This is a genomic window from Amycolatopsis magusensis (assembly GCF_017875555.1).
Classification (GTDB): domain Bacteria; phylum Actinomycetota; class Actinomycetes; order Mycobacteriales; family Pseudonocardiaceae; genus Amycolatopsis; species Amycolatopsis magusensis.
Window position 1 is genome coordinate 767,932 of the sequence record NZ_JAGGMS010000001.1, and the last position, 21,149, is coordinate 789,080.

A 21,149-nucleotide genomic window follows, 5' to 3' on the forward strand; every position below is an offset into this window, starting at 1 on the left:
CGGCCATGTCGTTCGTTTCGCCGCTGTTCCTGTGGTACTTCATGCCGGCGGTGCTGGTCGCCGTGCTGGTGTGCCCGCGGAGCTGGCGGAACGGCATCATCGCGGTCGGCAGCCTGATCTTCTACGCCAGCGGTGCCGGGGTGTTCACCCTGCTGCTGCTGGCGTGCATGGTGCTGAACTACCTGGCCGGGCCGTCGCTGGAGCCGCACGAATGGGACCGCACCCGGGACGCGCGGCGGCGCGTGCTGTTGTTGTGCGTCATCGGTTTCAACGTCGGCATGCTGGTGGTGTGGAAGTACGCGGGGTTCGCCACCGAGCAGATCGCGTGGTTCGCGCAGGCGCTCGGCGGTGACTTCCCGATCGTGCAGCTGGCCCTGCCGATCGGGATCTCGTTCTACACCTTCCACCACATCTCGTACGTGGTCGACATCTACCGCGGTGAGCGGAAGGCGCTGCGCAACCCGGTGTCGTTCGCGACGTACATCTCGATGTTCCCGCAGCTGGTCGCCGGGCCGATCGTGCGGTACCGCGAGATCGCCGACCAGCTGCCGCAGCACCGGTCGCACCGGCTCGACGACATCGCCGCCGGCTTCCCGCGGTTCGCGCTCGGGCTGTGCAAGAAGACGATCATCGCGGACTCGATCAGCCCGATGGTCGACGCCTGCTTTTCCACGCCGCCGGGTGACATGACGTTCGCGGTGGCGTGGTTGGGGGCGCTGGGGTACACGCTGCAGTTGTTCTTCGACTTCTCGGGTTATTCGGACATGGCGATCGGGCTGGGGCGCATGCTCGGGTTCCGGCTGCCGGAGAACTTCGCGCGGCCATATTCGTCGGTGACCATCACCGAGTTCTGGCGGCGGTGGCACATGTCGCTGTCGCGGTGGTTCCGGGACTACGTCTACATCCCGCTGGGCGGTAACCGTGGTGGTGCGGGGAAGACGTACCGCAACCTGTGCATCGTGTTCGTCCTGACCGGCTTCTGGCACGGCGCGGACTGGACCTTCCTGGTGTGGGGCGCCTTCCACGGCGCGCTGCTGATCATCGAACGCGCCTTCGGCTGGTCGGCCGCCCCGGCCGACCGCTACGCCATGATCGCCCGGCGCGCACTGACCTTCGTGCTGGTCGTCTTCGGCTGGGTGTTCTTCAAGTCGGCGGACCTGCCGCGGGCGCTGAACATGATCGGGCACATGCTCCTGCCCGACTTCGACGGCCTGACGGACGTGGTCGCCTCGGCGCTGACGAACCAGCGACTGGTGCTCCTGCTGGTCGCGATGGTCGTCGTGTTCCTGCCCGCACACCCGGTGACCGGCCCGTTGCTGGAATCCTCCCGAAGCAAACCGGCCACCGGGTTGCGGATCGCGGTGATGACGGTGGGCCTGGTGTACGCGTCGATCCTGGTGGCCACGGGCACCTTCAGCCCGTTCCTCTACTACCAGTTCTGACGACCTGGTCGGGTTGCGCCAAGTGTTGGCAGAACTTGGTGCAAGGTTGGCGTAACTTCTGGGTGGCACATGTAGTCAGTGAGCGCATTATGAAGGGCACATCTGGTGGGCAAAGTGCCTGCGCCCAGTGTTGGCGCAACTTGGCGGAAGCTTGAAGATGCAGTTGCGCCAAGTCGTAGACTGGCTTGGACCTGCTGCCGCGACCCGGGAGGACGGTGACTCGTGAAGACCCCGATGCCGCCGCCCGACCTGTCCACGCTCCTCAACCGGCTCCAGCAGGACAAGCCCCGGCGCCTGCTCGAACTGCTGACCCGGTACCGCCCCATCAACATCAGCCAGGCGCCGTACCTGCCATGGGACGAACTGCGCTTCCGCGCCCCGCCGGAGGGGTTCGACGTGGAGGAATGGTGGCTGGCCACGCGCTTGCGCCGGAACAGCGTCCTGCGTCAGATCCCGCTGGCCGACGTGCAGGGCGAACCCTTCGCCTACGCCCTACCCGACGAAGTGCTGCGCCTGTCCGAGGAGATCACGAGAAACGCCAGCGGGCAGATCAGCATCAGCGAACAGGTCACCGATCACGACACCCGCGACCGGTACCTGATCAGCTCCTTGATCGAAGAAGCGATCACCTCCAGCCAACTGGAAGGCGCCTCGACCGAACGGAGCGTGGCGAAGGAGATGCTTCGCAGCGGGCGCGAACCCGTCACGGTCAGCGAAAGAATGATCGTCAACAACTACCACGCCATGACTCGCATCGGCGAACTCCGGGACGAAGAGCTCACCCCGGAACTCATCTGCGAGATACACCGCATCGTCACCGAGGGAACGCTCGAGAATCCGGCGGCGTCCGGCCGTTTCCAGTCGCCGGACGAGGAGCGGATCAACGTGCTCGACGAGACGGACAAGTTGCTGCACCGGCCCCCGCCTGCCGAACTGCTGCCCGAGCGCATGGCAAAGCTGTGCGACTTCGCGAACGGCGAAACCGGCTCCGCCTACCTGCCACCGGTACTCCGCGCACTCACCATCCATTTCATGATCGGGTACGAACACCCCTTCGAGGACGGGAACGGCAGAACCGCGCGCACACTCTTCTACTGGTCGATGCTCAACCAGGGTTTCTGGCTCACCGAGTTCCTCACGGTGTCCAAAATACTGCGGAAAGCGCCTGCTCGGTACGCCCGGAGCTTCCTCCACACCGAGCAGGACACCAACGACCTCACCTACTTCTTCCTCTACCACCTCGACGTGCTCAAACGGGCGATCGAGGACCTGCAACAGCACCTGTCGGCCAAAATGGAGGAGGCTCGCCTCATCCAACAATCTTTGGCCACCCTCCCCGGCGAGTTCAACCACCGGCAGGTCGCTGTGCTCGACAACGCGGTCAAGAACCCCGGCCAGAACTACACGGCGAGGTCACACGGCCGCAGCCATCGGGTGTCCGAGGAGACGGCCCGCAAGGATCTCGGCCAACTCGAGGAGCGAGGCTTCCTGCTGCGTGTCAAAGCGGGCAAGAAGTTCGCCTGGCTGCCGGCTCCCGGCCTCGTGGAGAAGCTCAGCAAATAGTCTCATCCGGCTTTGCGGAAGTGGTCGATCAGGCGCGAATAGCTGTCGTGGGCGTGGCCGTTTTCGATGGCCGTGGTGACCAGGCGTTGGGTGTAGGCGGGGAAGTCGACGTTGATGCCGCGGGCCGCGCTTTCTCGGAGCAGGTCGTCGACCGAGGGCAGGTGGTGTTGCAGGGCACCGAAATCGATGGCGTACCGCTCACTGTCCACTTCGGAAGCGAGCATGGGCAGGTGGCCCAGGAGGGCGGACATGGAGGGGGCGGCGTTCGCCATGAAATCACCGACGGGAATGCCTGCGTCGGTCAGCAGGGCGGCGGCGTGCAGGAAGCCGTTCAGGGCGCCCCACATGGTGTCGTGCACGGCCATGCCGTACAGGGTGGGGGCACCCGCGTCGGTGGAGATGTGGGTGCCGCGGCCGCCCAGCAGGTCCAAAGTGGACCGGTAACGATCGAAGACCTCGGCCGAACCGCCGTAGAAGATGACCGAGTCCGGGTGGCCGATACCGGGGGCGATGGTCATGATCTGCCCGTGCAGGTATTCAGCCCCGGCTGAAACCGCCCATTCGGCGACCTCCCTGGCTTCGAAGGAGGTGCCGTCCGTCAGGTTCAGCACCGAGCGTCCACGGAGGTCGCCCGCCGAAGCCAGCAGTGACTGCGCGACCGCGTTGCCCTTCACGCTGACCACGATCAGGCCGCCATCGGCGACCGCCTCCGCGACCGTCGGGGCCTCCCGCGCACCCGCCGGCGCCTTGCCCGGCGTGCGGTTCCACACCGTCGTCCGGTGCCCGCCCGCCACGAAGGCGGCGGCCAGCGCCGAACCCATCTCACCCAGACCCAGCACGGTGATGCTCATCATCCACGTTCCTTCCGAAGTCGTCGCACTTCAGCGACCGTAGGACGTCAAGCAAGGTCGAGGTAAAGCCCGGCCGTCGACCGGGGGCTGGTTGCCCGCTCCACACCGGAATGAGAAGATCCGGGTCCGCCCGTCGACCGGCACCGGAAAGGAAACTCCGAGTTATGCCCGACCGCGTCGACGATTCTCCCCCGCTCGATTTCGCGCTCTACGGCCTGAGCGATTCCTGGCAGGGCTCACGCTGGCTGTCCGCGCTCGAGGGCAAGGTCGGCGAGCCGCTCTGGGCGGCCTGGCTCGGGCACTTCTCGAACGCGGCCGCGGTCTTCACCGGCTCGGCCGCCCGCGCCCGCCACGACGACCTGCACACCGCCCCCGGCGCGGACCGGCTCAGCCAGGTGGCCTTCACCGCCGCCTTCGCCATGTCCAACTTCACCCTGCCCGGCGCGCCCGACCAGCGCCCGGAGCCGGTGCTGGACGCGGTGGTCGGCGAGGTCGAGCACGCCGCGGCCAACCACGCGCGCTGGGAGAACGCCTCCTGGGAACTCGACGGCGAACTCCTCGCCGCCAAGGTGTGGCGCTTCGCCGGCGCCTGGTGCGCCTTCTCCGACGCGCTGAACGACGAGTACCTGTTCGCCTACGGCATCGGCGTGGAGCCGGACGACCTCGAGTTCAGCAAGGTCACCGACACCCAGCAGTACGGCTTCTCCCGCCGCCAGCGCCTCGGGCCAGCCGCGCTCGCCGAGATCAAGAAGCCGAATCTGCCGCGTCCGACGCGACTGCACGAGGACCACCGGAAGCTCGTTTCCTGAGCCCACGCGCGACGACCATGGCCACACCGATCAGCACGGCGGCGGCCCCGAACCCGATGCCCGTGGTGACGGCCCAGGTGAGGGGGCCCGGCGGGGCTTCCGGGGGTCGTGGCTCGGCCAGGCCCGCGGCGACGAAGGCGGCGGACTGCGGCAGGCTCCGATCTTCGTCGCCCACCCGCTCGGCGACCACCCGGCCGCGAATCGCGGTCAGCGGCAGCGCGGCGAGTTCCGGGGTGTCCACGAATGCCCGTGAATCGAACGCGTTTCCCCGGTTGTCCCCGAGCAGGAACACGGAATTAGGCGGCACATTCACCGAAAAGGGGAAAGCCCCGAGATCCGGGCCGAGGTACTCTTCGTGCACGGAAATTCCGTTCACGGTCATTCGGTCCTGCTGGTCACAACAGACCACGGTGTCACCGCCGAGACCGATCACCCGGCTGACCAGTTGCCCCGCCCGCTGCCACGCGCCGGCGTCCACCACGACCACGTCACCGCGGTGCACCTCCCCGGCTTCGGCCAGGAGCAGCAGGCTGCCCGGGGTGTAGGCCGCGCCCATCGAGCCGTCTTCGGCGGCGGTCCGCACGGCCTGGTCCGAATCGGCCAGCGCGGCGGTGATGCGGGGGTGCAGGAAACCGAACGCCACCAGGAAGCCGCCGATGATCACCAGCGGCAGCAGGATGAACGGCGCGCCCCGCCACCACCACGGCCGGACGTCCGAGTTCGACAATTCCCCACCAACCCCAGGCACCACATTCACCCCGCTCGAAGATCGCCAGCGAGAAAATATCGGCGACCGGCAAAAAATAGTGGGGTCGCGACAGAACCGTAGCGAAAGTCTCAGGCAAAGCTCAGAAGGTTGCTTGCCCTACTCACCTATGCGGGTCAACACATTGTTCAACGGCGGAAAGCGAGTGTTCGGGCAGCCACCGCCGGGCAAACCTGCGAGAATCAAGCGAAACGGCGACTCGGCACGGTGAGTACTCTGACCTCGATCACGATCGGCATCGGCGTGGCGACCCTCGGTGCCCCGGGGGTCCAGGCACTGGCGGTCGCCGAAGACGGCCACCTTCTCGCCTCGACGCTGGTCCCGCTGCCCGCCCCGGTCCGCCGCGGCGCCGGGCGCAGCGAGCACGACCCCCGTACCTGGTGGCCCGCAGTCGAGCGCGCGCTCTGCCAGGTCACCGCGGACCTGCCGCGCGCGGAGATCGGCGCGGTGGCGGTCACGGCGACTTCGGGGACGATCGTCCCGGTCAACCGGCGCGGACTGGCCGCCGGTCCGGCGCTGCTCCCGGACGACCTGCGCGGCGCCGAGTTCAACAGCCGGGCCGCCGAACTCGGCGCTTCCCGCTGGGCGGCGCTCGGGCTGAGCCTGCCGCCGACGGCCGCGCTGGGCCGCGTCGCCTGGCTCGCCGAGCACGCCCGCGAAGCAGCCGGGATCCGGCACGTGCCGGAGTTGATCGGGCAGCAGCTCACCGGTTCACGGGTCGCGGTGGACGCCGCGAACGCGCTGTGGACCGGCTACGACCCGCTCGCCGGTGAATGGGCGAGCGAGGTGCACGACGCCCTCGCGGTGCCGTCGAAGTGGCTGCCGGAGGTGGCTGCCCCGGCGACCGTGCTCGGCACCGTCTCCCGCACCACCGCCGCGCTGACCGGCCTGCCGAAGAACTGCCCCGTGGTGGCCGGGATGACCGCGAGCTGCGCGGGGCAGATCGCCGCGGGCGCGATCTCCCCCGGCCGGTTCGCCGCCCTGCTCGGGCCGACGTATGTCCTCAAAGGAGTGACCGAGGCGCTGGTGCCGGATCCCAGCGGGACGCTGCACAACCACCGGCACCCGAACGGCTGGTGGTTGCCGGGCGGTACCTCGGACCTCGGCGCGGAACCGTTCCAGGACACCGAGCGGCTGGACGAGGCGGCTGCCGCCCGCGGGCCCGCCGAGCTGGTGGTCTACCGGGAAAGCCGGACCACCGGGGAAAGCCGCGAGCACACCACGGCCGAACCGGCGGACGAGGTGGAGCTGCACCGCGCCCGGCTGGAGAGCGCCGCCTTCGTCGAGCGGCTCGCGCTGGACCACCTGCGGCGGCTGGGCATCGAGCCCACCGGACCGTTGCTGACCACCGGCCCCGGCACCAGCAGTCTGCTGTGGACACAGCTCAGGGCCACCCTGACCGGACTGGTCATCGAGGTGGCCCCGCACGGGGATCCGGCCTACGGCGCGGCGCTGCTGGCCGCGGCCGGCGTGCGGCCCGGTGGGCTGCGCGCGACCGGCGGCGGCACGCTGGTGGAACCGGTGGTGGCCGAGCAGCCGGCGCTCTCGGCCAACTACCACCGGTTCTGCCGCGAACTACACGATCGTGGCTGGATCGACGACGAACTTCACGCGGTCACGACGAGCTGACCGGTGACGGCTTCGGCGACGGGGTCTTCACCGGCGCCTGGGCCTGCTCGGTTTCCTCCGGCTCGGGCGGGCCGAGCTGCTTGACCGCTTCGAGCACGGCGCTCTGCGCGGCGCTGATCCGTTCGGTGACGCGGCGGCGCAGGTCCAGCGCCAGTTCGCGGTCCTTGGTGGCCGCGGCGAGCTTCTTCTCGGCGTCGGCGAGCAGGCTCTGCGCCTGCGCCATGACCTCGGACTCCTGCTTCTCCAGCGCGGCTTCGGCCTCGGACTTGCGGGCGAGCAGCTCCTCCGTGGCCTTCTGGTCGGCCTCGTCGCGGCGGCCCTGCGCCTGCTCGTCGAGCCTGCGTCGGTCTTCGGCGGCGGCCTCGTTGAGCTTCTCGATCTCGGCGCGGCCGTCGGCGAGCAGCTGCTCGTGCTCGGCGGTGCGGTCCTTGGCCAGCTGTTCGGCGGCGCGGCGGGCGTCGCGCGAGTACTTGTCGGCCTCTTCCCTGGTGGCGGCGGCGTCTTCCTCCGCCTTCGCGCGCAGCTCGGCGATCTCCTCCTCGGCGAGCTGCATCATCATGCGGACCCGCTCGGCCATCGCGGAGGCCCCGGTGGGGCTCGCGGTCAGCCGGGCGAGACCGCCCTTTGCGTCATCGAGTTCCTTTTGCGCGTAGCTGAGCGCCTTGGACAACTCGGCGACCGAAGCCAGCGCCTCATCACGACCTCGCGAAGCGGCTTTCAGGTCGGCCGACATGCGCGAAAAGCGCTCGTCGACCTGACGCTGGTTGTATCCGCGGCGAGTCATTTCGAACTGGGCGGGGCCGGGAGCCGGAGCCGGGGCGGTCTTGTCGGCAGCAACCATTCGTGCACTGTAGTGACGCGAGGGCTCGCAGCCCATACCGCCATCTGGGGTATCGGTTACTGTTGTCGCGCGGCCAACGAGTGGAGGGTCCGTGGGCGCCATCCTCGACGACATCGTCGCGCATTGGCACGTCTACGCGACGATGCCGATCATCGCGGCGCTCATCGGTTACGTCACCAAACGCGTGGCCATCAAGATGATGTTCAAACCGCTCGAATTCCGCGGCATACCGCCTTTTCTCGGCTGGCAGGGCGTCATCCCGGCGAACGCGCGGCGCATGGCGACCACCGCGGTCGCGCTGCTCACCAGCCACCTGGTGAACCCGCGGGAACTGTTCGCCAGGCTCGATCCGGACCGGATGGTCGCCGAGCTGGAAGAGCCGCTGCTGCGCGCGGTCGAGGACGTCACCCGCGAGGTGATGGAGCAGCACCAGCCCCGGTTGTGGGAACTGCTGCCCGCCAGGGCGCAGCGCCTGCTGCTCGACCGGATCCGCGCGCAGGCACCGAAGGTGGTCGCGCGGCTGCTGCGCGAGGTCTCCGCCAACATCGACGACGTCCTCGACGTGGACCACATGCTGATCGAGGCGATGGTCCGCGACAAGGCGCTGACCGTCCGGCTGATCGAAGAGGTGGCCCAGCCGGAACTCCGATTTATCGCCCGATCGGGTGTCTACTTCGGATTCGTCATCGGCCTGGTGCAGTTCGCCGCGTGGGCGCTGACCAAGGAACCGTTGATCATGCCGCTGTTCGGTTTCCTCACCGGTTTCGTCACTGACTGGCTCGCCCTGAAAATGATCTTCTTCCCGCGTGAGCCGAAGGGCTTCCTGTTCTTCCGCTGGCAGGGCCTGTTCCAGAAGCGCCGCACGCAGGTCGCGCAGGACTACGGCACCCTCATCGCCGACGAGGTGCTGACCATGTCGAACGTGCTGGAAGCCGTGCTCACCGGGCCCAAGTCGGACAGGCTGTTCGCGCTCATCCAGCGCGAGGTGCAGCGGACCATCGACGAGCAGGCGAGCATCGCCAAGCCGCTGGTCGCCCTGACCGTCGGCGGCCGGGAGTACCAGGAACTCAAACGAGCCGCCGCCGCGAAGGCCATCGAGCACCTGCCCGAGACCGTGAAGCACCTGGAGCAGTACGCCACCGAAGCACTGGACGTGCGCAACACGATCGTGGACCGCATGACCCGGCTGAGCCCACTGGAGTTCGAAGGCATCCTGCGCCCGGCGTTCCGGCAGGACGAATGGAAGCTGATCGCGGTGGGCGCCGTGATCGGCGGCATCGTCGGCGAACTACAGGTGCTCCTACTACTGCACTGACCGCCCGCCCGATGTCCAGCCCCACCGGACACAAATGTGGCTTTCGGGGCGGAATCGGCCCCCAAAGCCACATTCGTGACACAGCCGAGCCCCCACCAACACCGCCGCCGCCACCAACACCGCCGCCGCCACCAGCGCAACCGCCCCACCGGCCACCCGCCCCAGCGCAACCGCCACCCGGGGCACCTCACCAGGGACCCGCCCAGCCGCACACCACCAGCCCAACCGCCACCACCAGCCCACCAGCACAACCGCCGCCCGGGCACCCCGCCGGGAATCCGCCCAGACCCCCCCACCCCGCCCCGGTCCACAGCCAAAAACACGGCGAGGATGACCTTGTCAAGGCATCTTTCCCGCCTTGACAAGGTCATCCTCGCCGTAGTCACAATGAAAATCCGGGGCGGCCCCCTCCCAGCAGCCCCAAAAGCCCCAGCTACCGTGCACGCGACAGCAGTGAGGGGGACACGGTGGACGCGGTGCTGGCTGACTTCGCCGAGCACTGGCCGCTGTACGCGTTGATCCCGTTCATCGCCGCGCTGATCGGGTACGTGACGAAGCGCGTGGCCATCGAGATGATGTTCCGGCCTCTCGAATTCGTCGGTCTCAAGCCGTTCTTCGGCTGGCAGGGCGTGGTGCCCAAGCACGGCGGGCGGATGGCGTCGGTGGCCACCGACCTGCTCACCGCGAACCTGCTCGACCTCAAGGAGATCGTCGACCGGATCGACCCGGACAAGATCGCCGGTGAGCTCGAGCAGCCGCTGCTGCGGGCGGTCGACGAGATCGCGCGGGACGTGCTCGCCGAGTACCACCCGCGGATGTGGGAAGCCCTGCCCACGATGGCGCAGGAGCTGATCATCAAGCAGCTGCAGGCGTCGTCCCCGCGCGTCGTGCGCGAGCTGATGCTGGAGATCCGGGAGAACCTCGACGAGATCCTGGACGTCAAGGACATGACCGTCCAGCACCTGACCAGGGACAAGGCCCTGCTGGTGCGGTTGATCCGGGAGACCTCGCGCCCGGAGATGGCGTTCATCGCGCGCACCGGTATCTACTTCGGCTTCGGGCTGGGCCTGGTGCAGGCCGTGGTGTGGGCGGTGACCAAGGAGCCGTGGGTGTTGCCGATCTTCGGTGGCTGCATCGGGCTGTTCACCGACTGGCTGGCGATCAAGCTGATCTTCGTGCCGCGCGAACCGGTGCGCGTGCTGCCGCGGGTGACGCTGCAGGGCAAGTTCCAGAAGCGGCGGACCGAGGTCGCGCGGCAGTACGGTGAGCTGATCGCCCACGAGGTGCTGACCGTGCACAACCTGGTCGATGCGATCCTGCGCGGCCCGCGGTCGGACCGGCTGGTGGCGATGGTGCAGCGCATGGTGGCCAAGGCCATCGACGAGCAGACCAGCCTGGCCAGGCCGGTGGTGGCGCTGACCATCGGCCCGCAGCGGCTGGCGGAGATGAAGCAGGCGGCGGCCGAACGGGCGGTGCGCCGGCTGCCGGAGACCGTCCGGTACGCCGAGGGCTACCTGACCAGGGCGATGGACGTGGCGCACATGGTCGAGGAGCGCATGCTCAACCTCACGCCCCAGGAGTACGAGAACCTGCTGCGCCCGGCTTTCCGCCAGGACGAGTGGAAGCTGATCGCGGTCGGCGGGGTGATCGGTTTCCTCGTCGGCGAACTGCAGGTCCTGCTCATGCTCCACTGAGTACGGTGGGGGCGTGTCCCGACGACCCCAGCAGCTGCCCGCGGTGCACGAAGCCTGGCTGCCCCGCGAACACGCCCTCTACCGGCCCCGCCACAGCGGCCGCCAGCGGACGGCGCTGATCTGCGCACTCGCCTTCTTCGTCACGCCGACACTGCTCTGGGTGTTCGGCGCCCGGCCCGCCGAGATCGAGAACCACAGCCTCAAGTCCTTCCCCAGCTTCTCCGACGGCTGGGGCATGGTCACCGACCTGCCCGAATGGGCCACCGACCAGCTGATCTTCCGCAGTGGCGCGATCCAGGCCGCGGACGGGATCAGCCGGACGCTGTTCGGCGAATCGGCCCCGCTGGACCAGGGTGGCGCGCCGAAGTCCGGGCCGTTGCCGGGCAGCCCGCCGCCGCCCCCGGGGGCGCAGCCGCCGGTCGGACCGGGCGGGCCGACCAACGGCGACGCCGGGTTCCGGCAGGTCGTGGAGGGTTCGGACGGCTGGCTGTACTACGGCTACGACGCCGAGGCGAAGTGCTCACCGACCCGCACCCTCGCCGAAACGACCGGCCAGCTGGCCAAGCTGCGGGCCGCGGTGGAGGACTCCGGGCGCCAGTTCGTGCTGGTGGTGGCCCCGGACAAGACCACGATGGTGCCGCAGCACCTGCCATCGACCTACCCCGGCAAGGACTGCGTCACCAGTGCCACGCCGGAGCTGTGGAACCGGATCATCGGCCAGGCCGGCGCGGTCGACCTGCAGCCGTACCTCCACGACGCGCAGCGGAAGATGAACCGCCCGATCTACCCGTCGAACGACTCGCACTGGACCGACGAGGGCGCGATCGTGCTGTCGCGGCAGGTGGCCGAGGCGATCCGGCCGGGCGTGACCCGCCTCTGGCAGACCCCGCTGTTCGGCGACTACACCATCGACGCCGACCTCCCGCCGCTGCTCGGCAAGCGCGCGCCGAAGACGAACACCAAGTACGAGCTGCGCCCCGACGGCGTCGACGACCGCGCGGCCGAACCGGTGGACAACATGGAGGACCCGCAACGCCGCACGCAGCGCCCGCTGCCCGGCATGGTGACCAAGAAGACGCTGCTCTACGGCGACTCGTTCATCAAGGTCAGCTCGCGGTACCTGACCGCCGCGTTCAGCGACGTGACCCTGCTCGCCTACCACAACCAGCGCAACGACACCTCGGCCGCGGTGAAGGCCTTCGCCGACTCCGAGGTGGTGGTGCTGGAGGTGGTCGAGCGCGGGATCGCCGCCGGGAACCTGCCGTTCCTGCAGGACGGGTTCATCGACTCGGTGCGGACGCAGCTGGCCGCGAAACCGATTCGCTGACCTGCTCCCGTTTGCGGGCACGCCCACGAACGTAAGAGATCGTCCGGCAGACCAGGTAGATCAGGAACGAGATCGCGGTGACGAAGGCGCTGGCCGGGGCGCCGGGCGCGAGCGAGAGCACGATCCCGCCGAGCGCGGCCACTTCGGCGAACACGATGGCCAGCACGGTCGCGCGCAGCGGGCTGGCGGTGACCCGCGCGGCCGCCGCGGCCGGGGTCACCATCAGCGCGACCACCAGCAGCGCGCCGACGATCTGCACGCCGATCGCGGTCGCGATGCCGACCAGCACGGCGAAGACCACCGACAGCGTGTGCACCGGCACGCCGCGCGCGAGCGCCACCGACCGGTCCACGCTGGCGAACAGCAGCGGCCGGTAGATCACCGCGAGCACGGCCAGCACCACCGCGGCGGCGGCCACCAGCACGGTGGCGTCGACCGAGTCCACCGACATGATCTGCCCGGTCAGGATGCCCATCTTGTTCGCCGCGCGCCCGGGGTAGATCCACAGGAACAACACGCCGAGGCCGAGGCCGAAGGACAGGATCGCGCCGATCACCGAGTCGCGTTCGGACTCCCGGCCGCCGAGCAGGCCGAGCAGCAGCGCGGCGACGACGGCACCGGCGAGCGCGCCGTACTCCACGCCGACGCCGAGCAGCAGCGCGCCCGCCGCGCCGGTGAACGCCAGTTCCGCGGTGCCGTGCACGGCGAACGACATCCGGCGCATCACGATCAGCGGGCCGAGCAGACCGGCGACCACCCCGAGCACGGCGGCCGCGAGCAGCCCGCTCTGCACGAAGGGCAGGCCGAGGAGGCGCCCGGTGAGCGCGAAGTCGAAGAGCTTGTCCATTCAGGAAACCTGGTCGGTGAGGTGGTGGGGTTCGTCCTCGCAGAGCGCGCTCTGCGCGCCGGCGACGTGGATCTGCCCGCCGACCCGCAGCACCTCGACGTGGGTGCGGTACAGCTCGGACAGCGTCGCCGAACTCATCACCTCGCCCGGGGTGCCGATGCGGAACTCCCCGTTCACCAGGTACAGCACCCGGTCCACATAGGACAGGATCGGGTTGATCTCGTGCGTGACGAACAGGACGGCGGTGTCGGCCTCGCGCCGCCGCTCGTCGATCAGGCCGCTGACCACCCGCTGGTGCGCGAGGTCCAGCGAAAGCAGCGGCTCGTCGCAGAGCAGCACTTCGGGATCGCCGATCAGCGCCTGCGCCACCCGGAGCCGTTGCTGCTCACCGCCGGAAAGGCGGCCGACGGGCGAATTCGCGTAGGCCTCGGCGCCGACGGATTCGAGGGCGTCGGCGATCCGGCGGCGGCGCTTCGACAGTCCGAAGAGGCCGGTGCCCCAGCGGTGCCCGTCGAGGCCGAGGCCGACGAGGTCGGTGCCGCGCAGGGTCAGGCCCTCGTCGAGCGCGCGTTGCTGCGGGATGTAGCCGATGTTCGGGTTGCTGCCGCCGGGCGCGTGCCCCGCCACGCGGACCGAGCCCGCGGTCAGGCCCTGCTGGCCGAGCAGGACCCGCAGCAGGCTGGTCTTGCCCGACCCGTTGGGGCCGAGCACGGCGAGGAACTCCCCCGGCTGCACCTGGAGGTCCAGACCGGACCACAGCGTGCGCTCGCCGAAGCGCAGGCGCGCGCCGGAGATTTCGACGGCAGGCCGGGTCATCGGCCCAGCGCCGCGGCCAAGTCGTTCACCTCTTGGGTCATCCAGGCAATGTAGTCGGTGACCCCGGCGGGCAGCGTCTCGGTCACGTCGACCACCGGCACACCGGCGTTCTTCGCGGTGGTCACCAGTTGCTCGGTCACCGGGCTGGTGGTCTGCGCGTTGTTGATCACGGCGTGCACCTGCTTGCCGGAGACGAGCTGGTTCATCGCGTCCTGCGCGGCCGCGGGCACCTCGGACTCCTCTTCGATGGCCTTGGCGAACTCCGGCGGCGTGGCGTCGGCGACCTTCGCGGTCTCGAGCAGGTAGTGCGCGATCGGCTCGGTGGCGACCACCTTGCGGTCCGGGTTGGCGGTGCCGATCTGCCCGGTCTGCTTGGTCAGCTCGTCGAGCTTGCCCTTGAACTGGGTGGCGTTGGCGGTGAAGACCCCGGCGTCGGCGGGCTGCAGTTCACCCAGCTGGGTGGCGATCTGGTCGGCGACCTTGCTCACCGTGGGGAGGTCGTACCAGACGTGCTCGTTGACCTCGCCGTGCTCGTGGGCGTGGCCCTCTTCGGCGTGGGCTTCACCTTCGTGAGCCTCGTGGGCTTCGGAACCTTCGGAGGCGGGCTCTTCGTGGGCGTGCCCGCTGACCTCGAAGGCGACCACCTTGCGGGCTTCCGGGGCCTGGTCAGCCATCTGGGTGAAAAACTCGTCGTAGCCACCGCCGTTGGCCACCAGCAGCCGGGCGCCGGCGGCGTCGGCCGCGTCCTCCGGGGTGGACTGGTAGGAGTGCGGGTCGCCGCTCGGGTCGTCGATGATCGCCTTCACCGACACCTTGTCGCCGCCGACCGCGGTGACCACGCTGCCCCAGACGTTCGTCGAGACCACCACCGGGACCTTGCCGTCCGCGGTGGCGGCCTGCTCACCGTTGCCGCAGGCCACCGCCCCGAAGGCGAGCGCGGCGACAGCCGTGGTGGTGGCGGCCAGGCGGTACGGGCGGCGAGGGGTCATGGTGGTTCTCCTGAACGGGGGCGGTCCGTGCACCGCCAGTAGCTAATGGAAACCGTTGTCGAATTCACTTTACCGCATCGGGTGATGGGGGCAGATCAACTGTGACCAGGCACCCGCTTCACCATCGGGAACTGAACCGTTACGGTGACCGGATGGGTCGTCCAATTCGCACCAGGCGGCAGGCGACGCTGGCGTCACTGGCGGCCGAGTTGGGCGTGTCCAGGACCACGGTGTCCAATGCCTACAACCGGCCCGATCAGCTCTCCCCCGAGCTGCGCCGCCGCGTGCTGGAAACCGCGCGACGGCTGGGATATCCCGGCCCGGACCCGGTGGCCAGGTCGCTGCGCACCCGCAAGGCGGGCGCGGTCGGGCTGCTGCTCACCGAGAACCTCTCCTACGCCTTCCGCGACCCCGCCGCCATAGGAGTCCTCGAAGGCCTCGCGCTGGCCTGCGAAGACGCCGGCGTCGGCCTGCACCTGGTGCCCGCCAGCCCGGGCCGCGAGGACGTCGCGGCCGTGCACCGCGCCGGGGTCGACGGGTTCGTCGTCTACTCCGTACCCGACGACGACCCGCACCTCGCCGCGGTGTTGCAGCGGCCGGTGCCCACGGTGATCGTCGACCAGCCGCGGGTCGAGGGCGTGGACCGCGTCGGCCCGGACGACGCCGCCGCCATCACCGGCCTCGCCAACCACCTGGTCGAACTCGGCCACCGCCAGGTCGGCGTGCTGTGCATGCGGCTGGCCCGCGAGCGCAACGACGACTTCGCCTCGGTGCCGCGTCAGCGCGAAGCCCACTTCCACGTGCAGCGCACCCGCCTCGCCGCGCTGGCCAAGGCCTTCGAGGCGGTCGGCGTGGACTGGGCGAGCGTGCCGGTGGTCGAGCGCTTCGAGCACACCGTGGACGACGGCGCCTCCGCCGCCCGGCAGCTGCTGGACGCGTATCCGCAGGTCACCGCCCTGATCTGCACCTCGGACATCCTGGCGCTCGGCGCGCTCGCCGAAGCCGACCGCCGCGGCCTGCGGGTCCCCGCCGAGCTGACGGTGACCGGCTTCGACGGCATCGCCGAGGCCGAGCGGCACGGCCTGACCACCGTGCACCAGCCCGTGCTGGACAAGGGCAGGGCAGCCGGGAAGCTGCTGCTGGCCTCGGCCGAGCACGGGGCCCCGCGGGTGATCACCCTGCCGACGGAGCTGAAGGTCCGCTCGTCCTCAGCCCCGCCGCGCACCGCCGAGCAGATGTGGTTCGGCCCTTAGGCGCGGTCCGGTGAGTCAAGGTCGCGCTCTCCGCGCCCAGACCCACCACACAGCGCCTAAGCCACGCGCCCCAGCAGGTTCACCAGGCGCGTGGTCTCGTCGGCGCCTGCCGCGCTGTGGACGGCCGGGTCGAACACGCCGTCCGTACCTTCGCCGCCGAACGGGCGTACGTAGTCGTCCACCTTGCGCACCAGTTCGGGGTCGAGCGCGGGCGGTACCTCGAGTGCCGTGGCCAGGTCCCAGCTGTGCACCACGAGCTCGGTGAGGAAGAACGTGTCGAGCATGGTGGGCAACGGCACCCGGCCGACCGGCGCGGCCACTTCGGTGGCGGGGTCCGCCTTCGCGAGCACGTCCTCCAGTCCCTGACGCGCTTCCCGCCACGCGGCCACCGGGTCGGCCTCGCGGGTCTCCTCCCCTGCCTGCGGGAACTCAGCCCCCAGCACGAGTTCACGACCGAGCCGCACCACGGCGATGACGTGCCCGGCGAGGTCGGCGATCGCCCACTTCGCACAGGGTGTGGGCCGTTCCCAGCCGTCGGCGGGCACGGCGGTGAGCAGCTGTTCGAACCGGTCCAAGGCGATCTTGGTGGTCATTTCGTCTCCTTCGTCGGACGGGCTTTCACCAGCCCGACGAACGAGGCCCCAGGAGACCGACCTTAAAATCCAACCAATGTCCATTGATGCCGACACCCTGATCGACTGGTTCGCCACCCACGCGCGCGACCTGCCGTGGCGGCACCCCGAGCGCACCGGCTGGGGCGTGCTGGTCAGCGAGATCATGCTCCAGCAGACGCCGGTGGCCAGGGTCGAGCCGATCTGGCACGAGTGGATGGCGCGCTGGCCGCTGCCGTCCTCGCTGGCCGCCGCCTCCCAGGGCGAGGTGCTGCGGGCCTGGGGCAAGCTCGGCTACCCGCGGCGCGCGCTGCGGCTGCACACCGCGGCCGGGGTGATCGCCGCCGAGCACGGCGACGTGGTCCCGTCCGATGTGGACACCCTGCTGGCGTTGCCGGGCATCGGCGCCTACACCGCGCGGGCGGTGGCCACCTTCGCGTACGGCAAGCGGGCCCCGGTGGTGGACACCAACGTCCGGCGGGTGGTCGCGCGCGCGGTGCACGGGGCCGGTGACGCCGGGCCGCCGTCGAACACCCGCGACATGAACGACGTCGAAGCGTTGCTGCCGCCCGAAGCGGACCGCGCGGCCCGTCTGTCCGCCGCGCTGATGGAACTCGGCGCGCTCATCTGCACCGCGCGCACGCCGCGCTGCGCCGACTGCCCGCTCTACGACGAGTGCGCCTGGCAGCGGGCGGGGCGCCCGGCCTACGCGGGCCCGCCGAAGGTCGTGCAGAAGTTCGCCGGCACCGATCGGCAGGTCAGGGGCCTGCTGCTGGACGTGCTGCGCGGCACCGAGGGGCCGGTGGAGAAGGCCCGGCTGGACCTCGTGTGGTCGCAGTCCGGGCAGCGGGACCGGTGCCTGGACTCGCTACTGGTGGACGGTCTGGTCGAGCAAACGGCCGCGGGGTTGTTCGCTCTCCCAGGTGAACATTGATCTTTAGGGCAGCTTCCCACATTTCCAGACCAAAGTTGGTTATCTATTGTCTGTGGCTGCGCCTGCGGTTACGGTTCCGGAGCGCACCCTGCGATGTACACCTGCGCATAACCGAATGACCGCCTGAAAACGATCTGGGCCGGTGGGGCCGCGCGCGCCGCCGCGCCCTGTCCGAGGGAGATCGACACATGGCCGGAAACCCGGGTTTCGACCGACGAACCGCGCTCAAGGGCGGGCTGACCGTGACCGCCGTCGGCGCGTTCGGCAGCCTCACCGCCCGTGCCGCGAACGCCGAACTCGCCGCCGGCGCGGCGCCGGAACCGACGATCCACAGCACCGCCGCCTGGGGCGCCCGCCCGCCGAGCGGGGCGATCACCATCGAGAACCACAAGCCCACCTACATCGTGGTGCACCACACCGTGGACCCGGGCAACACCAGCGACTTCTCCCTGGAGCGCGCCTACTGGGCCTCCCGGGCCATCCAGAACTTCCACATGGACACCCGGGGCTGGATCGACACCGGGCAGCAGTTCACCAACAGCCGCGGCGGCCACATCACCGAGGGCAGGCACGAAAGCCTGAAAACCCTGCGGGGCGGAACGAAGCACGTCCAGGGCGCCAACGTCGGCGGGTACAACAGCCAGGTCATCGGCATCGAGAACGAGGGTCTCTACACCGAGGTCGACGTGACGCCGGCGCTGTGGAACTCACTGGTGAAGCTGGTCGCGTACATGGCGAGCCAGTACGGCATCGGCACCGCGAACATCAAAGGGCACCGGGACTTCAACTCCACCGAGTGCCCCGGCGGGGTGCTCTACGGCCGGTTGCCCGAACTGCGCACGGCGGTCGGGAACGCGCTCGGCACGCGGGTCGAGCAGCCGCTGGAATGGCCGCTGCTCAAGCCGGGCGACACCGGGCCGAAGGTGCTCGCCGCCCAGCACCTGCTGCGTGACTCCGGAGCGCCGAACGTGCCGACGGACGGGGTCTTCGGTCAGTCCACAAAGGACGCCGTGGCCGGGCTCGTCGCCGCGCGCCGGATCGAGCCGCACCAGTGCACCGCTTCGGCGCACGTCGACGAGACCGGGTTCTTCGGCGCCGACATCTGGCCGCAGCTGGCGCGTCCGGTGAAGCCGGGCACCGACAGCGAGGCGGCCCGCGCGGCCGCCGTGCTCACCGACGCCGCCGGTGCGCGTTCCTCTAGCACTCCCGAACTTTCCACGCAGGCGTGGAAAGAACTGCTCAACGGCTGAGCACTTCGGACAAGAAGGCCTCGACCGCGCCCCGGTACGCCCGGGGCGCGGCGAGGTGCACCACGTGGTGCGCACCGGGCACTTCGACGTGCCTGCCGTCCACCGCCCTGGCCGCGACCTCGGCCTGCTGACCCGGCGGCATCGAGCCCCGCCCGCCTTCGACTACCAGCAGCGGACAGCCGACTTTGTCTACAATGGACCAGTAGTCGCGCACGCCCCATTCGCCCGCGATCTCGTACAGGTTCTCGAGCTCGGCCGCGAGGTGGAAGCCGTCCTCCCGTTCCACCACGCATTCGGTGAAGTAGTCGCCGAGGTCGCCGAAGAACGCGCGGACGTGCGCGAGTGATTCGAACGGGACCGGCCAGGAATCGAAGTACGAACGCCATTCGTCCACGCTCTTGCCGACCTGGTCGGGTGCCATGTCCTCGGAAACCACCGCGCGCACCAGTTCGGGCGCGGTGGCCGCGGCACCCCAGGCGTGCAGCCCACCCATCGAATGCCCGATCACGATGGCGGGGCCTTCGTCGAGCCACCTGATCGTGTCGAGTACGTCGTCGACGAAGCGCTCGGTGTGCCACGGCCCGGTCTTCGCGGCCCGCCCGTGCCCGGCGGCGTCCAGCGCCACGACGTGCCCGTACGGCTTCAGCCACTGCGCGACCGGCCACCAGGTGCGGGCGCGGCCCATCAGCCCGTGGAGCAACACGATCGGGGGCCCCTCGCCGCCGAAGTCAACAACAGTGTCACGCCGGTCCATCTATGCTCCCGCCCATGCGCCGCCGCCAGTACCTCGTCCTCTGTGGCCTGGTGCCGCTCATTATCGGCTGCTCCCCGGGCGGTCCGGACGCACCCGCGTCGGACACCATCCAGCCCGGGGTCGCCTCGGCCGGCGCGCCCGGCGCGGGTGACCCGGCGTACCCGAACGACGGCAACGGTGGTTACGACGCACTCGGCTATGACGTGTCGATCACCTACGACCCGCCCGCCCAGCGGCTCGACGGCGACACCACCGTCACGGCGAAGGCCACCCAGGACCTGAACCGGTTCAACCTGGACCTGCGCGGACTGGACGTGGCGTCGGTGGAGGTCGACGGGCAGCAGGCGGAGTTCACCCGCGAGAGCGACTTCGAGCTGGTGATCACCCCGGCGCAAACGCTTGCAACTGGGCGGACGTTCAAGACGCGGGTGCGCTACTCCGGCGTCCCGGGCACCGGCGAGGAAGGGCTCGGCGCGGGCGGGTGGCACCCGTCGCCGTCGGGCGGGGCCTACGTCGTCGGGCAGCCGCACTCGGCCGCGTACTGGTACCCGGTGAACGAGACCCCGCGCGACAAGGCCACCTTCCGGGTCACCGCACGGGTGCCGGAGGGCTGGTCCGTGGTGTCCGGCGGGGTCGAGGAGCAGACCGCGACCGCCGACGGCTGGACCACCTCGACCTGGCGCGACGACACCCCGGTCGCCAGCTACCTGACCACCGTGGCGATCGACCGGTTCACCTTCGAGCGGAGCACGCTGCCGGACGGGAAACCGCTGGTCAACGCGTACGCGCCGGGCGCGGAGGAGCAGCGCTCGGTGGCGGCTCGCACAGCGGAGGCGGTGGAGTTCCTGGCGTCGCGCTTCGGCCCGTACCCGCAGACCGCGACCGGCGGCATCTACACCGACGACCGGATCGGGTACTCGCTGGAAACGCAGGGGCGGCCGACCTACGCGAACTGGGCGGACCTGGAGACGGTGGTGCACGAGCTGGCGCACCAGTGGTACGGGAACTCGGTGTCGGTCCGGGACTGGTCGGACGTGTGCCTGAACGAATGCGTGGCCAGCTACAGCCAGTGGCTGTGGGCGGAGGCGAAGGAGGGCGCGGACCTCGACGAGCAGTACCACTCGACCCTCGACCGGACGCGGGAAAGCACACGGTTGTGGTCGGCGAAACTGCACGAGGCCACCGCGGGCGCCGAATTCGACGGTGTCTACGACAAGGGCATCCTCGCCATGCACGCCCTGCGGCGGACGATCGGGGACGAACCCTTCGCCGCGGCATTGAAGGAATGGCCCGCGCTGCACAAGGACGGGAACGCCACCTGGCGGGAGTTCGAGGCGTTCATCGCCGAGAAGGCGGGCCGCACCGACCTGGCCCCCTTCTTCGACGCCTGGTTCCGCGGCACCACCCTCCCCGACGACGAGCACCTCTACCCCGGCTCCCTTCGCCGCTAGGCTGGGG

At 69.7% G+C, this 21,149-nt stretch carries 19 protein-coding genes; 11 read left to right on the plus strand and 8 right to left on the minus strand.

What is annotated here, in order from left to right; translation table 11 throughout:
- Window positions 1-5: 5 nt before the first annotated feature.
- A complete protein-coding gene (locus JOM49_RS03640) occupies window positions 6-1,442 on the plus strand; it encodes an MBOAT family O-acyltransferase (protein ID WP_209662954.1) in 1,437 nt (478 codons plus the stop codon).
- A 222-nt stretch (window positions 1,443-1,664) separates the two neighbouring features.
- Window positions 1,665-3,005, plus strand: coding sequence for a Fic family protein (locus JOM49_RS44010; RefSeq protein ID WP_209662955.1), 1,341 nt, complete (start codon window positions 1,665-1,667; stop codon window positions 3,003-3,005).
- Between the two features lie 2 nt (window positions 3,006-3,007).
- Here JOM49_RS44010 and JOM49_RS03650 read toward each other — a convergent pair whose 3' ends face one another.
- Window positions 3,008-3,856, minus strand: a complete 849-nt coding sequence (locus tag JOM49_RS03650; protein WP_209662956.1) for an NAD(P)-dependent oxidoreductase — start codon at window positions 3,854-3,856, stop codon at window positions 3,008-3,010.
- 164 nt (window positions 3,857-4,020) lie between these two features.
- Here JOM49_RS03650 and JOM49_RS03655 point away from each other — a divergent pair, with 164 nt between their 5' ends.
- The gene (locus tag JOM49_RS03655; protein ID WP_209662957.1) at window positions 4,021-4,665 is read left to right on the plus strand and encodes a hypothetical protein; all 645 of its coding nucleotides are present in this window, start codon (window positions 4,021-4,023) and stop codon (window positions 4,663-4,665) included.
- Here the strand turns inward: JOM49_RS03655 and lepB are convergent.
- A complete protein-coding gene (gene lepB, locus JOM49_RS03660) occupies window positions 4,601-5,392 on the minus strand; it encodes a signal peptidase I (protein WP_209662958.1) in 792 nt (263 codons plus the stop codon). The genes JOM49_RS03655 and lepB overlap by 65 nt on opposite strands.
- A gap of 246 nt (window positions 5,393-5,638) precedes the next feature.
- On the opposite strand from lepB, the gene JOM49_RS03665 reads away from it, so the two are divergent.
- Entirely contained in the window at window positions 5,639-7,060 is a 1,422-nt protein-coding gene (locus tag JOM49_RS03665; protein ID WP_308158639.1) for an FGGY family carbohydrate kinase, read from the plus strand.
- Here the strand turns inward: JOM49_RS03665 and JOM49_RS03670 are convergent.
- A complete protein-coding gene (locus tag JOM49_RS03670; RefSeq protein ID WP_209662959.1) occupies window positions 7,047-7,901 on the minus strand; it encodes a coiled-coil domain-containing protein in 855 nt (284 codons plus the stop codon). The genes JOM49_RS03665 and JOM49_RS03670 overlap by 14 nt on opposite strands.
- 142 nt (window positions 7,902-8,043) lie before the next feature.
- Between JOM49_RS03670 and JOM49_RS03675 the strand changes: the two genes are divergently transcribed.
- From JOM49_RS03675 to JOM49_RS03685, 3 genes are all read left to right on the plus strand, one after another.
- Window positions 8,044-9,216 carry a DUF445 domain-containing protein gene (locus tag JOM49_RS03675; protein WP_209670750.1) on the plus strand — a complete coding sequence of 391 codons (1,173 nt, stop codon included), beginning with the start codon at window positions 8,044-8,046 and terminating at the stop codon, window positions 9,214-9,216.
- Window positions 9,217-9,683: 467 nt separating this feature from the next.
- The gene (locus JOM49_RS03680) at window positions 9,684-10,910 is read left to right on the plus strand and encodes a DUF445 domain-containing protein (protein WP_209662960.1); all 1,227 of its coding nucleotides are present in this window, start codon (window positions 9,684-9,686) and stop codon (window positions 10,908-10,910) included.
- Between the two features lie 13 nt (window positions 10,911-10,923).
- A complete protein-coding gene (locus JOM49_RS03685; RefSeq protein WP_209662961.1) occupies window positions 10,924-12,237 on the plus strand; it encodes an alginate O-acetyltransferase AlgX-related protein in 1,314 nt (437 codons plus the stop codon).
- Here the strand turns inward: JOM49_RS03685 and JOM49_RS03690 are convergent.
- The 3 genes from JOM49_RS03690 to JOM49_RS03700 are packed head-to-tail and all read right to left on the minus strand — an operon-like array spanning window position 12,191 to window position 14,889.
- On the minus strand, window positions 12,191-13,084 hold the full coding sequence (locus tag JOM49_RS03690) for a metal ABC transporter permease (protein WP_209662962.1): 894 nt from the start codon (window positions 13,082-13,084) through the stop codon (window positions 12,191-12,193). The genes JOM49_RS03685 and JOM49_RS03690 overlap by 47 nt on opposite strands.
- The gene (locus JOM49_RS03695) at window positions 13,085-13,900 is read right to left on the minus strand and encodes a metal ABC transporter ATP-binding protein (RefSeq protein WP_209662963.1); all 816 of its coding nucleotides are present in this window, start codon (window positions 13,898-13,900) and stop codon (window positions 13,085-13,087) included. It lies immediately after the preceding gene.
- Window positions 13,897-14,889 (minus strand): metal ABC transporter solute-binding protein, Zn/Mn family, encoded by a 993-nt coding sequence (locus JOM49_RS03700; RefSeq protein ID WP_209662964.1) that lies wholly within the window; start codon window positions 14,887-14,889, stop codon window positions 13,897-13,899. The genes JOM49_RS03695 and JOM49_RS03700 overlap by 4 nt, the downstream gene beginning before the upstream one ends.
- 152 nt (window positions 14,890-15,041) lie before the next feature.
- On the opposite strand from JOM49_RS03700, the gene JOM49_RS03705 reads away from it, so the two are divergent.
- Window positions 15,042-16,142, plus strand: coding sequence for a LacI family DNA-binding transcriptional regulator (locus JOM49_RS03705; protein WP_209662965.1), 1,101 nt, complete (start codon window positions 15,042-15,044; stop codon window positions 16,140-16,142).
- Window positions 16,143-16,198: 56 nt separating this feature from the next.
- Here the strand turns inward: JOM49_RS03705 and JOM49_RS03710 are convergent, their stop codons facing one another.
- Window positions 16,199-16,735, minus strand: a complete 537-nt coding sequence (locus tag JOM49_RS03710) for a TIGR03086 family metal-binding protein (protein WP_209662966.1) — start codon at window positions 16,733-16,735, stop codon at window positions 16,199-16,201.
- Window positions 16,736-16,811: 76 nt separating this feature from the next.
- Here JOM49_RS03710 and JOM49_RS03715 point away from each other — a divergent pair, with 76 nt between their 5' ends.
- A complete protein-coding gene (locus JOM49_RS03715) occupies window positions 16,812-17,687 on the plus strand; it encodes an iron-sulfur binding domain-containing protein (protein WP_209662967.1) in 876 nt (291 codons plus the stop codon).
- A gap of 188 nt (window positions 17,688-17,875) precedes the next feature.
- Window positions 17,876-18,937 carry a peptidoglycan recognition protein family protein gene (locus tag JOM49_RS03720; RefSeq protein WP_209662968.1) on the plus strand — a complete coding sequence of 354 codons (1,062 nt, stop codon included), beginning with the start codon at window positions 17,876-17,878 and terminating at the stop codon, window positions 18,935-18,937.
- Here the strand turns inward: JOM49_RS03720 and JOM49_RS03725 are convergent.
- Entirely contained in the window at window positions 18,927-19,691 is a 765-nt protein-coding gene (locus JOM49_RS03725; protein WP_209662969.1) for an alpha/beta fold hydrolase, read from the minus strand. The two genes, JOM49_RS03720 and JOM49_RS03725, sit on opposite strands and share 11 nt — an antisense overlap.
- A 14-nt stretch (window positions 19,692-19,705) precedes the next feature.
- Here JOM49_RS03725 and JOM49_RS03730 point away from each other — a divergent pair, with 14 nt between their 5' ends.
- Window positions 19,706-21,142: a M1 family metallopeptidase gene (locus JOM49_RS03730; RefSeq protein ID WP_245369226.1), complete on the plus strand. Its 1,437-nt coding sequence runs from the start codon at window positions 19,706-19,708 to the stop codon at window positions 21,140-21,142.
- Window positions 21,143-21,149: the final 7 nt, after the last annotated feature.

Excerpts from the sequence above, each read along its gene's own strand:
- JOM49_RS03640 (WP_209662954.1), top strand. The coding sequence starts at position 6 with ATGTCGTTCGTTTCGCCGCTGTTCCTGTGGTACTTCATGCCGGCGGTG.
- JOM49_RS03650 (WP_209662956.1), bottom strand. The coding sequence starts at position 3,856 with ATGAGCATCACCGTGCTGGGTCTGGGTGAGATGGGTTCGGCGCTGGCC.
- JOM49_RS03655 (WP_209662957.1), top strand. The coding sequence starts at position 4,021 with ATGCCCGACCGCGTCGACGATTCTCCCCCGCTCGATTTCGCGCTCTAC.
- JOM49_RS03670 (WP_209662959.1), bottom strand. The coding sequence starts at position 7,901 with ATGGTTGCTGCCGACAAGACCGCCCCGGCTCCGGCTCCCGGCCCCGCC.
- JOM49_RS03675 (WP_209670750.1), top strand. The coding sequence starts at position 8,044 with ATGCCGATCATCGCGGCGCTCATCGGTTACGTCACCAAACGCGTGGCC.
- JOM49_RS03690 (WP_209662962.1), bottom strand. The coding sequence starts at position 13,084 with ATGGACAAGCTCTTCGACTTCGCGCTCACCGGGCGCCTCCTCGGCCTG.
- JOM49_RS03695 (WP_209662963.1), bottom strand. The coding sequence starts at position 13,900 with ATGACCCGGCCTGCCGTCGAAATCTCCGGCGCGCGCCTGCGCTTCGGC.
- JOM49_RS03700 (WP_209662964.1), bottom strand. The coding sequence starts at position 14,889 with ATGACCCCTCGCCGCCCGTACCGCCTGGCCGCCACCACCACGGCTGTC.
- JOM49_RS03705 (WP_209662965.1), top strand. The coding sequence starts at position 15,042 with ATGGGTCGTCCAATTCGCACCAGGCGGCAGGCGACGCTGGCGTCACTG.
- JOM49_RS03710 (WP_209662966.1), bottom strand. The coding sequence starts at position 16,735 with ATGACCACCAAGATCGCCTTGGACCGGTTCGAACAGCTGCTCACCGCC.
- JOM49_RS03715 (WP_209662967.1), top strand. The coding sequence starts at position 16,812 with ATGTCCATTGATGCCGACACCCTGATCGACTGGTTCGCCACCCACGCG.
- JOM49_RS03720 (WP_209662968.1), top strand. The coding sequence starts at position 17,876 with ATGGCCGGAAACCCGGGTTTCGACCGACGAACCGCGCTCAAGGGCGGG.
- JOM49_RS03725 (WP_209662969.1), bottom strand. The coding sequence starts at position 19,691 with ATGGACCGGCGTGACACTGTTGTTGACTTCGGCGGCGAGGGGCCCCCG.
- JOM49_RS03730 (WP_245369226.1), top strand. The coding sequence starts at position 19,706 with ATGCGCCGCCGCCAGTACCTCGTCCTCTGTGGCCTGGTGCCGCTCATT.